We start from the raw sequence: 13030 nt of genomic DNA, 5'->3' as shown, positions 1-13030 counted from the left end.
TTGTTCTTATAAGAGAGCGCTGGTTCAGCAAAGACCAAGGTACACAGACACCTTGGTGACGAGACGGTTTTTGGAGTATAGATGTGCAAACTTCTAATAAGAACGCACATAAAAACCGGTCCATCATGCAAAAAAACATCACCTCCCTGGGTTCGCTGAACTGGGACGACCTCAAGTTTTTCCTCGAAGTGGCACGCACCCGCAAGGCCAGCACGGCGGCGAAACGGCTGGCTGTCGATTACACCACCGTGTCCCGACGCATCAGCTCGCTGGAAACATCACTGGGCACGCTGCTGTTTGAGAAATCCCGGACCAACGGTTTTGTCCTGACCGCCGAAGGCCAACGGTTGCTGGGTTACGCGGAGTCGATCGAAAGCACGCTGCACATGGCTTGCGAGCAGGTGTCGGGTTCAGGAGTGGCGCTGTCCGGTCATGTGCGCATGGGCTGTACCGAAGGCTTCGGCAGCTTCTTCGTCACGCCGCAGTTGAGCCACTTCGTCGACGCCTATCCGGCGATTTCCGTCGATATCCTGCCGCTGCCACACTTCATCAGCCTGTCCAAGCGCGAAGCCGACATCGTCATCGCCCTGGAACGCCCCGAACACGGCCCGTATGTATGCTGCAAACTGTGCGACTACCGGCTGCAGCTCTACGCCACCCAGCAATACCTGGACAACCACCCGCCCATTCACCGTCCGGCAGACTTGGGCAAGCATTCGTTCATCAGCTATGTGGACGATTTGGCGTTCAGTTCCGAGCTGCTCTACCTGGCCAACGTGCTTCCCGGCGCGCATGCGCATCTGCGCAGCACCAGCGTGATCGCGCAATACGTGGCGGCGCAGCAAGGCCGGTCGCTGGCAATCCTGCCGTGTTTTTTGGCCGCCCAAGACCCGCGTTTGCTGCCGGTACTGCCAGAGGAAATCACCGTGACCCGGCAGTTCTGGATGTACTGCCGGGAGGATTTGAGGAAGCTCAAGCGGATTACCCTGTTGTGGGATTACATCCGCGAGGTGACCGAACAGAACCAGCCATTGCTGATGGGCGCCAGCCGAGAGATGGTATTCGCCGACTAGTCGGCGATGACCACGATGGCGACGCGACGATTCTCGGTGCGACCGTTGGCGGTGTCGTTGGAGGCGACTGGCTGGCTGCTGCCGAGGCCGCGCGACTGAACGTTTTCTTCGCGCATGCCGACGCCGATCAAGACTTTGCCGACACTGTTGGCCCGTCGTATCGACAATTGTTCATTGTAGGCCTGGGAGCCTGATGCGTCGGTATGGCCATCGACGCGTACGCGCTCGATACCTGCACCCAGCAGTGCCTTGCCGATCCGTTCGACGATCTCGGTACTGGCCGGGTTGAGGCTTTCGACGTCGCTGCCAAACAGCACCTTGCCGGAAAGACCGAAGGCCCAGCCTTCGTCAGTCAACTTGAACCCCTGCTCCTTGAGGACCGCTATTTGCGCCGGGGAAAGCCCTTTCTGCGGTGCCGTCTGGCATGCGGTGAGGGTAAAAATCGCGATGCATAAAAATGCCGCGTAACGCAGCAGAGGAAAACGAGAATTTGAAAGCATGCATTCAGCTCCTGGTTTGAAGATCCGCGACCGAGTGCTCCGACCCCGCCGTGTGTTGGCCGCCTCGGGCGAGGCGTTTGGCCTGGTACATCGCCGCGTCGGCGGCACTGAGCAGGGCGCCGGGCGTGGCGCCATGCTCTGGGTAAACGGCAATGCCGATACTGAGGGAGGTCAGGACCGAGGCATTGCCGGGCAGTTGAATTGGCATCTCCATGCTGGCGATGATTTTTTCCGCGATACGTTCGGCGTCTTCGATCTTGTGCAAGGGCGACAACAGCACGGCGAACTCATCACCGCCCAGGCGCGCCACCAGGTCATCCTCGCGCAGCTGCGCTCGGACCCGGGTCGCGACGGCAGTCAATACCGCGTCACCGGCGGCGTGCCCAAAGTTGTCATTGATACCCTTGAAACGATCACTGTCCAGGTACAGGACGGCCACTTGCTCGTCGAGCTTGTTGGCATTACGCAACGCACGGATCAGCCGGCCCTCGAAAAACGCTCGGTTCGGCAACCCCGTCAGACTGTCGTGGCTGGCCTGGTGGGCCAGGGTTTCGTTCTCGCTTTGCAAATGGGTCTGCCAGGACTCAAGTTCAGCGAGCAACGCATTGAAGTCATTGCCCAGATTGTCCAGCTCGGCGATGTCCGCCGGCGGCACCCGACGGTCCAGGACGCGTTCGCAGCGCGCGGCGTGAGCCACTTCAGCCAGGCTGCGCAGAGGCCCGGTGATCGCCCGCAACTGACGTCGCGCCAGAAACAGCGCGACCCAGGCGCTGATCGCCGTGCATAAAATGATCCCCGCCAGGCCGCTAAGCAGAAAACGCAACAGGCTGCCGCCATGTCCTGCCAGCAGGATCCTGCCGACATTCTGCCCTTGATGGACGATGGGCAGGCTGATGGGCTTTTCCAGGAAGGCCTTGGCGATGTGCATTTCCAGCTCCGACAACAGGCCGGTTTCCGGTCGCTGCCAGTGGGCCAATAGTCGACCGTGCTCGTTGAACACCTGGGCATCGGCCACTTCTTCGGTGTTGGCAATCAAGGCAAGCGCTTCGGTGGCGGCAGCCGCGTCATCGAACACCACGGCGGCTTCCACGGTGTAGTTGATGGAACGGGCGATGAGGTGCAAGTTGTGATCGGCATAGACCCGCAAGGCAAGCACACCCAGCAACGTCAGGGAAACGCTGGCCATGGTGATCGCCACCAGCGCGACGATCAAATGACCGCGCCCGATGACCGAGCCCAACGTAGGACGAATCCGTGGTTTGGACGAATTCATGGTGCGGCAGGCCTGCGGCGTGATAGCTGCAGCACGCTCGGATGGATACGCACGCCACTGCGGGCCACCGAATCGAGATTGACCTCGAACGACACTTGTTCATCACCGACCCGCAGGCAGAACAGGCTGCCGACAGTGCATTGATCGCCGCCCTCGCTGATGCTCAACACCGGTTTACCGATCAAAGAGGCAAACAGGCGGGCGCGTTCATCGCCGGTCAGCTGGCCGATGTAGACGGCGTTGCAGTCGGTGGGAATGCCTGGATGGTCCGCCAGCACTCGCTGCACGACCACCGGCCGACCGGTGGCCTGGATGGTGCCTTTGACAAGATCGTCCGTATATTGGGTCGGCCCGACGATGCACAGTTGCAGCTGCGTTGGCTCCACAGGCCAGCGAGCATAGCTGAGTATGCCCATCACGACTTGTGCAACCGCCTCGGCTCGCAGGTCGGCTCGGGTCGTGGACGGTGGATCTTGGGCGACAGCAACAGGCGACAGCAAACACAAGAGAGCAGCAGGCAAATAATGCCGGCATCGCTTCCTGCGAACTGTCTCCCATAGCGTCGTTGTCATGGACAATCTCTTGGTTGTAGATACGAGCCGGAACGATAACACAGTGTCAAAAAGCCAGCGAGACGATGGCCTATAGGGGCTTCCGACAAAAAACAGGCGTTTCATGGTCGAGACTTTGCACCGCTATAGCTTGATCATTCATTCAGCCTGCTCCCATTCCAACATTAATCCGCTCAAGCGCTTGACCTTGCGCCGGACCGCCTCTTCGAATATTCCCGCCCGCGGCTCTATCAGGCTGAACCAGCGCTTGCCCCGGGTAATGGCTGTATACACCAGTTCCTTGGTCAATACCGGATTCAACGCATCGGGAAGAATCAATGCCGTGTGGGTGAATTCCGAGCCCTGGGACTTGTGTACGGTCATGGCGTACACGGTTTCCACGTCATTCAAGCGGCTGGGGAGTACGAAACGCACGCCACCCTGGCCATCGTTACGCGGGAAGGCGACCCGCAAAACCTGTTTGCCCGCGTCAGGCCCGTCACGCTCGGGCAGCTTGAGGGCAATGCCGATATCGCCGTTCATCAATCCGAGCCCATAGTCGTTGCGGGTCATCAATACCGGACGCCCCTCGTACCACAGGTGATCATTTTCGATCAGGCGAGCCCTGAGCAGTGCGGCGGTGATTCGCAGATTCAGCCCTTCGACGCCCCACGGACCTTTGCGTACGGCGCAAAGCAGCTGGAACTCGTCGAACGCCGACAGGACATCCCGCGCCCAATCGGCCCAGCAGTGATCTTCCAACGGGCGAGAAATGGCCGGGCGCAGTTGCCGCATCACGCTCAAATAATGCCGATATCCTTGTGGCCCGGCTGGCAGGCCGTCGAGCAATAAACGCTCAAGCGTCCCGTCGTGCTCGCTTTTCAAGGCCAGGGTAAACAGGTCGTCATATTGGCCTTGCGACAACAACTGACGGGCTTGCTCAGGCTGTTGCGCATTGACCCTGCGAGCCAGTTGGCCGATACCACTGCCCTCGCCAAAACGCCGCGAATGCCTGAGCATCACCACTTGCTGGGCCAAGGGGTGAGCGCCATCGAGGTCCTGCTTCAGATCGCTGGCCGTCAGGTCTTCCCCGCTGACGGACTCGAGCCAGGCCAGGGTCTGCGGGCTGTACCAGCCTTCCTCGGCATCCCGACACAAATCCCCCAGTACCGCACCGGCCTCTACCGAAGCCAATTGGTCCTTGTCCCCCAGCAATACCAACCGCGCATGAGTCGGCAGCGCATCCAGCAAATTCGCCATCATTTCCAAGTCGATCATCGACGCTTCATCGACCACCAATACATCCAGTGGCAATCGATTGCCTCGATGATGACGAAAATGTCGGGTACCGGGACGGCTGCCCAGTAACCGGTGGACCGTAGTGACTTCGCAGGGAATGCGTTCGCGCACGGCATCGGTCACATCCAGCGTGCGGACCTGCTGGCTGATGGACTCGGTCAGGCGTGCCGCTGCCTTGCCGGTCGGTGCGGCCAGGCGAATGCGCAGCGGTTTTCCAGCCTCGACGGCCGGTGCCTGCAGCAAGGCGAGCAGGCGCACGACCGTAGTGGTCTTGCCGGTGCCCGGGCCACCGGTGACGATGCTGAAGGCGCTCCGTGTCGCCAACGCACAGGCCAGTTTCTGCCAGTCGATCGGTCCTGTCTTGCTGGCCGGCCCGAACAACCCGGCCAGGCGCTCGCCCAGGTCAGCGGGAGCAGTTTCATGTTCGGCCAGTCGCTGGCGCAACGCTTCATCGATCCGTCGTTCGTATCCCCAGTAACGACGCAAATAAAGGCGCTTGCCGGACAGTACCAACGGGCGTTGCTGCGCCTCCTCGCCCTTATCGACAGCCAGGGCTACCAGCCGGCTGGATGCCAGGACCTTGCACCAATGGGCACCCTCCAAGGTTCGCAACACCTGGGACGGCAGCAATACCCCGCTTTGCAGGTCACCTTCCGGGGGTAATGACAGTGCAAAATCCGGCTCCTTGAGTGTCTCGAACAAGTCCAGGCAGACATGCCCGTGGCCCAGTTGATGGCTGGTGAGTGCCGCGGCAAGCAAGACCAGCGGGTCGTCATCAGGCGCCAACTCATGGAGAAACGCGACAAAAGCCTTGTCCAGTGCCCGCAGCCAACCGCGCTCCACCCACCGCGTGAGCAACAGTAACAGGTCATTGGCGTGCCCCAAGGGCGCCAGGTTCATCAGGCTCTCGTCATCGGACGCCTTGGGCAGCAGATCGGCAAAAGAACGACTCATAACAATTCTCCCTGCACCCACGCCGGCTCGGCCTTGGGTTCGGGCGCCCCTTGGAACAGGCGATCGAGTTGCTCGATAAGGGTTCGTGGAGGTTTGGTGAAGTACACGCCCTGGCTGGCTGCGCGCGTTCCGCGAAGGAAGATGTACAACGCGCCACCCACGTGCCGGTCGTAGTCATAGTCGGGCAAGCGCGCCTTGAGCTGGCGATGCAGGGCCAACAGGTACAACACGTATTGCAGGTCGTAACGATTGTCCAGGATCGATTGCTCCATGGCCTGCTCGGTGTAGGCCGCATCATCGATACCCAACCAGTTGGATTTGTAGTCGGCCACGTAATAACGACCGTCGTGCTCGAAGGTCAAGTCGATGAAGCCCTTGAACATACCGTTGAGCAACACCGGCTCCGCAGCGATGCGAGCCACGCCACCATGGGTCGATCGGCAGACCAGGTCATCGAGCTTGAGCACGTCGACCTTATGGCTGGCGAACCAGAACTCCATCTCGACTTGGTATCGTTCCAGCTGCCCCAACACCACCGGAGCCTGGCCCGCACCGCTCGGCAAAGGCGTTGTGATCAGGTGCAGCAACCAATCGCCAAGCGTATTGATCCAGCCGTTCCAGCCCCGACGATTGCAGCGCCGGGCAATGGCGTCCTCGATGATCGCCGGCGTCGTTGGAAAGCCTTCGCCGGCGGCCCACTCCAGAAGTCCGTGAAGAAAAGTGCCGGGGTTGGGGCCGCGGGGAAAGCGGTGGATATCGCCGCCGGCAGCGACAGCTTCCCTCGGCGCGTCCGGGTCGAGTCGCTCGTCATCGAACAGCTTCTGCGCCTGCGGATTTTCCGGTGCGGTGTCGCTACCCGCATTGAGGCTGTCGCCGAAGCGTAATGCGCTATAGGACGCGATCCACCAGTTTTCACTGGCCTTACGCACGGGCAACAACGGCTCGAGCAGTAACGCGTCGTTGCGGGCGGGCCGGTAGTGTTCGGCGCTGGGCTGCGGCATCTCCAGGCAGCTCACCGCCTGGCTGCCTTGTTGCAGATCTTCCAGCCACCGCCTCAGTCCCATCGACTCGCTCAGCGGCGCGCCTGCGCCGAGCAGATAACCCAGGGCAGACAGATGCAGGATCGAACGGTTGTTGCTGCCGCGCTTGAGATCGGCGACACCCAGCCAACACGCATGTTGCGCGCGCGTGAGCGCCACGTACAGGAGACGCAGATCCTCGGCCAGACGCTCGTCATCGGACTTGATAATCAGCTCGGGGGTAGGCGAGAGACTGATCTGCGCCTGGCCGGTTTCATCGTGGTAATGCAAAGGCAACCGACTGCCGTCGACCGGTTTCGTCGAGCAAATGAACGGCAAGAAGACCAACGGATATTCGAGCCCCTTGGATTTATGGATCGTAACCACTTTGACCAACTGCTCGTCGCTTTCCAGGCGCAGGATTTGTTCTTCTCCCGCTTGCCCGGTCAATGCCAGGTGTTCGCAAAGATATCGAATCAAGGCTTGTTCGCCATCCAGCTCGACCGCAGCCTGCTGCAACAGCTCGCACAAGTGCAACAAATTGGTTAGCACGCGCTCACCGTCATCGCGCGTCATCAGCGCCTGGGGCAGTTTGAAATCGTGCAGCAGGCGCCTCAGCATGGGCAGCACGCCTTGTGTGCGCCAGACCATCCGATAGCCACGAAATTGCATGACACGACTTTCCCAGGCCAGCTCATCCTGGTTGAGGCGCTCCAACTCTGTCAGTGGCAAATTCAAGGTGATACTGGCCAGCGCTGCCCGCAGCGGTCGCTCGACATCCGGCTCGGCGCAAGCCTTGAGCCAGGTCAGCAGGTCCCGTGCTTCCTGCGAGGCGAAGACCGAGTCCTTGTCCGACAGATACACACTGCGCACACCGCGAGCAGACAACTCGCCTCGCACGGCCTGCGCTTCCTTGCCATCGCGTACCAGAATGGCGATATCGGCCGGCAGGATCCCGCGACGCATTGTTTCTTCCTGGACAAATCCGTCACGCCCCGACTGGCCACCGTTAAGCAGTGCGGTGATTTCACTGGCGCAAGCAGCGGCCATATGCTGTCGATACACCGCGCCGGAAATGGGCTGGTCCGAAGCCAGGTGCCAGATATTCAGGGCTGCCACGGCCTGTCCCGCGACCCGCAAAGACTCCTTGCGTCCTTGGGACTCGACAGGCAGGAACGGCACTGGATTGTTACCCGATGGCTCACGGAACAAGAAAGCCCCCCGCCCCTGCGGACGCGACTCGGCGCTCTGGAAAACATGGTTTACCGCGCTGACCATGGCATGACTGGAACGGAAGTTCGTTCCCAGCGTATGCAACCGGCCAGCCGTGGCTTGCCGGGCGCGCAGGTAGGTATAGATGTCAGCACCGCGAAAAGCATAGATGGCTTGTTTCGGATCACCGATCAGGAAAAGCCCCGTCTCGGGATCATTGTCTCCAATGCGGTAGATGCTTTCGAAGATGCGGTACTGGACCGGATCGGTGTCCTGGAACTCGTCGATCAAAGCGACTGGAAACTGCTCGCGAATCAAGCTCGCCAGGCGCTCCCCGCCCTCAGCCTGCAAAGCCGCGTCCAGGCGCAACAGCATGTCGTCGAAGCCCATCTCCGCCCGGCGACGTTTCTCCGCTTCGAAGCGCGCCCCGACCCACTGCGCGGCATGCTGCAACACTGCGGCCTCGGGGGTGGGCAACGCATCCAGGCTGGCCTTGAGGCTCGACATGGCATCCAGTCCGGGATGATTGGGCACCTCGCCTTTCCAGGCCTCTGCCATGCCCTCGGGCGTCAATCGCGTGAAACCGGTGCCGATATCCAGGAGCTCAAGGCTTTCGTCTTCGACCCAGGCGGTAATTTTCTGAAACCACGGCTCGAAGTAACGGGCCTGCATCTTGCGCCCGTCGACGCTTTTGTTGGCAACGCCCTGCTGGCAGATCTCCAATAGCTCCACGGCCCATTGGCGCCAAGGCGCCTTGAGATCGAGCAAGGCGGCGCTGCGTTCCTGCAGGGACGCAGCGATGAGTTCTGCAGGGGCAAGTCCATCGCCATTGCCGCGCGCGCTGGCAAACAACCCTCTGACGCGCGGCAGCAGCGCGGCGGGCCCGCCCCAATGAGTGCGCACCCAGCTCAACGCTTCGCCCTGCATCGAGTAGCAGAACAGTCGCCAGTAGTCGCGCAGCACCTCGCCGAGCAGTTCGCTGTGATCGGTTTCCAAGGTCTGGGTAAACAGGCTGCCGCTGTCGAAAGCGTGCTCGCGCAGCATCCGCTGGCACCAGCTATGGATAGTCGAAACAGCCGCTTCGTCCATCCACTGCGCGGCAATATCGAGCCGGTTCGCACAGGCTGCCCATTGCTCTGAATCGAACTCGTCGCGCAACGCCGTGATCAACGAGTCCGGGGCAGGAATTTCTTCGCGAAAAAACCGCGCCGCCTCTGCCAGGCGCGTGCGGATACGCTCACGCAGTTCCTTGGTGGCGGCGTCGGTAAAAGTCACCACCAGGATTTGCGGAGGCAGGAGTTCGCGACCAAACCGGTTCTCCGGACCGCCATGCCCCAATACCAGGCGCAGGTACAGCGCCGAGATGGTAAAGGTCTTGCCTGTCCCGGCACTGGCTTCGATCAACTGGCTGCCACGTAGCGGAAAGGCCAGGGCCAAAGGGATTTGCCGGCTCATGGACGTCCTTCCTCGGCGGTCAATGAACGCCACGGGGCTTCGATTAGCGGTCGGTAAAGCGCATCGCACCAATCGGGAAATGTTTCGTCAGCCACCAAGGCATCGAAGTCGGCATATTGTCGAGCTAGCGCCGGGCTTTCGCGTCGCTCACCTTCGAACGTCAACCCGTCGCCTTCATAGGCTTTTCGAGCCGCCGCCTCGGCTTTGTCCAGGTCGCCCTGGCCGAGCCAGGCGAAAGCCGTCTTCACCGCTATCGGTAAAGGCTGGCGCATACCGCTCTGCCAGGCTTGCAACAGATCGCCGAGCAGCTTTCGCGCAACCGGCTCCTCAAAAGGCTCCAGTAGTAAACTATCGTCGCTGGCGACCAATGCCGTCGTCATCGAAAGTCCGCTGGCGCAGGCTACGAGATGGTTAACCCAGGGGCGTATCAGGCGATGCCATTTGCGGGTCTTGGTAGAGCCAATGCTGTTCGGGATCGCGGTAATGGCCAGGACTTCACCATCGGATCGCTGGTGCAAGCCGCTGAGCCAACCTTCTACGCTGACATCGTTCAGTTGCAGGCTGACAGGCAACGCGCTTGTCAGCGGGGTTGGCCATAACGCCAGGAGCTGCTGGTAACGCTGGAGCAGGTCAGGCAGCGGCTCTACCAACTCACGCTGCATGCATTCACCAAAACCAGCCATGGGTAACAGGCCGCTGTTCTGTAACCTCCGGGCATGAGCCTCCAAGGCCAGATCCGGTTGATCGAGGCGAACGAGAGCAGCCTCGAGCAGGCTGTCACTCAAGCTGTAGCGCTGCAGGGCATCGAGGACGAAGGGTTCGTCATTGGCCAGCGGAGCTTCAAAGGTCTCGAAAAACACCTTGAGCCGCTGACTGAAGAAATGACGGACAGGGTTGCGTAGGAAGTCCTGCAACTGACCAAGGGCCAAGGGTTCTTCCTGGACGTAGGGTGCCAACATTGGAGGCGTGGCGACCTGGTCGTGGCTATGGTGAAGCGCGCGCCATTCGCTGGCATAGCTGAACAGATCATCGCCCTGATAAAAGTAACGGGCGCTGAACGGTTGTAAAGGATGTTCTTGGGTCAGTGCTTCGAGAAGCTCGCCATCGCTATTGCCATCTGGCAATCGCCAGCCGCTGGCGAGATGGTCACGCAACTGGCCGATCAATACGGATGCAGGCCGCTCGCTGTTGTCACGGATACTGCGGCCGACCCAACTGATATAAAGCTTCTCCCGCGCAGAAAGCAGCGCTTCCAATAACAGGTAGCGGTCGTCCTCACGCCGGGAACGGTCGCCAGGTCGGTAGTCGCTACCCATGAGGTCGAAGTCCAACGGCGGTTGCGCTCGCGGGTAATCACCGTCGTTCATTCCCAACAGGCAGACCAGCTTGAAGGGGATGGCGCGCATCGGCATCAAGGTACAGAAATTGACCGCCCCGGCGAGGAAGCGCTGGGACAATCGCCCCTGATCCAGCCCGGCCAGCCAGGCTTCTCTCACGACCGTCAAAGGCAGCTCGTCATCCAGTCCAACCGAATCGCAGGTTTCCAGCCAGGTTTCACGCAGGTCCTCCAGTTGGGCCAGCAAGTAGTCGTCATGTTCGTTGCTCGCCAAGAAGAACAACTGCATTAAATCATGCAGACGCGCGCCCCAATCCTGGGGTGACGCCGGTTGGCTAAGCTCTTGATGGGCGACCTCAAGCGCGTCCAGCAGAGCAACCAGCGGACCGATCAATGCGGCGTCAAGGCCGCCGATTTCGTCATAGGGCTCAATGCCCTCGTAAGCCTGCGAGGTGCCGACCGCGTATCCCAGCAACATGCGACGCAGGCCAAAACGCCAGCTGTTCTGTTCAAGCTCCGCAGGCAACCCCAACCCGGCACGATGCTCGGCGCTCATTCCCCAGCGGATGCCGGCTCCCTCGATCCAGCGGTGCAGTGTCGGCAAGTCAACCTCGTCAATGCCGAATCGCTCGCGCAATGCCGGGACATCCAGCAAATCAAGGATTTCGCTGACCGGGAAGCGACTATCAGGCAGCTTGAGCAAATGCTCGACGGCGATCAACAGCGGGTCGCGTCCACGCTGGCCCTGGTCGGTCAGCGTGAATGGAATGAAACGAGGGTCGGTCCTGTCGAGCTGACCGAATACTGCCCGGATATGCGGCGCATAACTGTCGATGTCCGGGACCATGACGATGATATCCCGTGGGCGCAGGGTCGGGTCCTTGCTGAAATGGGCGAGCAACTGATCATGAAGGATTTCAACTTCGCGCTGGGCGCTGTGGGCAATATGAAAACGGATCGATCCGTCTCGCTCAGTATCGACCGCTGGCCAGTGCTCCCGGGTTTCGTCCAAGGGACGCAATTCGAGGATGTCATCCTGCAGCTGGCTGAGAAGGGTCGTGGGATCACTCTCGCTGAACAAATCGATCCGTCCCTCGCGAAATACCGAACGATAGGTGTTTGGATCGTCATAACTGTCGAGGAGGTTGATGTAGTCACGCCCTTGCTTCCCCCAGGCCGCCAAAAGCGGATGAGCGTGCTGATGCAAAGTTTGCGGGTCGAGGATTTCTGGCATGCCGGTCTTGCGCGCCTGCCGCTTGTATTGATGGCGAAGCAAATCCTTGTCGGCCACGATGTCAGCCCAATGGTGGCGGCACGGGTTGTGGACACACAACAGAACCTGGCTGAATCGTGACAGACCGGCGAGAGCCTCGAGAGCTTGTGCAGGCAACGAGGAGATGCCGAAGACTATTACCCGCGCAGGCAGACCTTGGGGAGCGACATCCAGGCCATTGATTCGCTCGATATAGCGTTGATGGACCCCTGCTCGGCTTTGAGCCATGCCCTTCTCACCCACATCCAGCAACAAGGCCCGCCACAACTCCGCTTGCCAACAATTTGCCGGAGCAAGCGGCTTGGCTTCACCACGGACGCTTCGCGTCTGATGTCGTCCCTGCGCCCAGTCTTCAAGCCAGTCGGCCCGGTACACCTGATATTGATCGAACAGATCGGCCAGGCGCTCAGACAGTTGGTATCGCTTGCGCAAATCCGTGTCATGGGTAAGAAAACGTCGCAGGGGTTCGAAATGGGGCTGTTCGATCAATTGCGGAAGGAGGCGCATCAGTCTCCACGTGAGCGGAGCCTTGTCCAGCAGCGACTTGGCCGGAATTTCGTCACGGCCAAGTACCATCCGATAGAGCTGCCACATAAAGCTGCCGGGCAACTGCACATCAATGGCAGCCGCAATACCGCAACCGCCCGTGTCATCGTCCTGGGGATCTTCTGCCAGTGCCAACTTCAGCCATTGGGCAATGCCGTTGCTTTGTACCAGCGCGATTTCATTCTCAAGAGGCCTCAGCGGATAACGCCGCATCAGGCTGATTACCAGGCTGCGCAGCTCATCGAGGCGATTCCCATGGACCACCATGAAAGCAGGGGTGAGGGACGTCGCGTCTGGCATAAGGGCATCCTTGAAAAGTGCAAAAGCTAGGGCAGAACCTTAGCACTGTCGGGTGGCTGTGACAGCCAGGACCTGTCCGTGTCTGTCGTAAGAACTTTCCTGCAGGCAAAACAAAACCCCTACCTGCGTCAGCAGATAGGGGTTTTGGAATTTAATCTTGACGATGACCTACTCTCACATGGGGAAACCCCACACTACCATCGGCGATGCATCGTTTCACTGCTGAGTTCGGGATGGGA

General features: G+C 60.2%; 7 protein-coding genes. 1 reads left to right on the top strand and 6 read right to left on the bottom strand.

Features of this window, described 5'->3' with window-relative positions; translation table 11 throughout:
• Positions 1-125: 125 nt before the first annotated feature.
• Positions 126-1073 (top strand): LysR family transcriptional regulator, encoded by a 948-nt coding sequence (locus HU762_RS18345; protein WP_186612215.1) that lies wholly within the window; start codon positions 126-128, stop codon positions 1071-1073.
• Here the strand turns inward: HU762_RS18345 and HU762_RS18340 are convergent.
• The 6 genes from HU762_RS18340 to recC form a co-directional block, all read right to left on the bottom strand.
• Positions 1070-1573 carry an OmpA family protein gene (locus HU762_RS18340; protein ID WP_186639407.1) on the bottom strand — a complete coding sequence of 168 codons (504 nt, stop codon included), beginning with the start codon at positions 1571-1573 and terminating at the stop codon, positions 1070-1072. The genes HU762_RS18345 and HU762_RS18340 overlap by 4 nt on opposite strands.
• Before the next feature lie 4 nt (positions 1574-1577).
• Positions 1578-2846 (bottom strand): diguanylate cyclase, encoded by a 1269-nt coding sequence (locus HU762_RS18335; protein WP_186612217.1) that lies wholly within the window; start codon positions 2844-2846, stop codon positions 1578-1580.
• On the bottom strand, positions 2843-3418 hold the full coding sequence (locus tag HU762_RS18330) for a YfiR family protein (RefSeq protein WP_186639405.1): 576 nt from the start codon (positions 3416-3418) through the stop codon (positions 2843-2845). The genes HU762_RS18335 and HU762_RS18330 overlap by 4 nt, the downstream gene beginning before the upstream one ends.
• A 138-nt stretch (positions 3419-3556) precedes the next feature.
• Entirely contained in the window at positions 3557-5650 is a 2094-nt protein-coding gene (gene recD / locus HU762_RS18325; RefSeq protein ID WP_186639403.1) for an exodeoxyribonuclease V subunit alpha, read from the bottom strand.
• Positions 5647-9336 (bottom strand): exodeoxyribonuclease V subunit beta, encoded by a 3690-nt coding sequence (recB, locus tag HU762_RS18320; protein ID WP_186639401.1) that lies wholly within the window; start codon positions 9334-9336, stop codon positions 5647-5649. The genes recD and recB overlap by 4 nt, the downstream gene beginning before the upstream one ends.
• On the bottom strand, positions 9333-12791 hold the full coding sequence (gene recC, locus HU762_RS18315) for an exodeoxyribonuclease V subunit gamma (protein ID WP_186639399.1): 3459 nt from the start codon (positions 12789-12791) through the stop codon (positions 9333-9335). Before recC ends, recB begins: the two co-directional genes overlap by 4 nt.
• Between the last annotated feature and the right edge of the window lie 239 nt (positions 12792-13030).

It is taken from the genome of Pseudomonas sp. SWRI92, from assembly GCF_014268685.1.
GTDB lineage: Bacteria > Pseudomonadota > Gammaproteobacteria > Pseudomonadales > Pseudomonadaceae > Aquipseudomonas > Aquipseudomonas marvdashtae.
The sequence above is the reverse complement of the archived record's forward strand: the minus strand, read 5'-3'. Positions and strand labels throughout refer to the sequence as shown.

Coding starts and splice junctions, on each gene's coding strand:
- HU762_RS18345 (WP_186612215.1), top strand. CDS start 126: ATGCAAAAAAACATCACCTCCCTGGGTTCGCTGAACTGGGACGACCTC.
- HU762_RS18340 (WP_186639407.1), bottom strand. CDS start 1,573: ATGCTTTCAAATTCTCGTTTTCCTCTGCTGCGTTACGCGGCATTTTTA.
- HU762_RS18335 (WP_186612217.1), bottom strand. CDS start 2,846: ATGAATTCGTCCAAACCACGGATTCGTCCTACGTTGGGCTCGGTCATC.
- HU762_RS18330 (WP_186639405.1), bottom strand. CDS start 3,418: ATGACAACGACGCTATGGGAGACAGTTCGCAGGAAGCGATGCCGGCAT.
- recD (WP_186639403.1), bottom strand. CDS start 5,650: ATGAGTCGTTCTTTTGCCGATCTGCTGCCCAAGGCGTCCGATGACGAG.
- recB (WP_186639401.1), bottom strand. CDS start 9,336: ATGAGCCGGCAAATCCCTTTGGCCCTGGCCTTTCCGCTACGTGGCAGC.
- recC (WP_186639399.1), bottom strand. CDS start 12,791: ATGCCAGACGCGACGTCCCTCACCCCTGCTTTCATGGTGGTCCATGGG.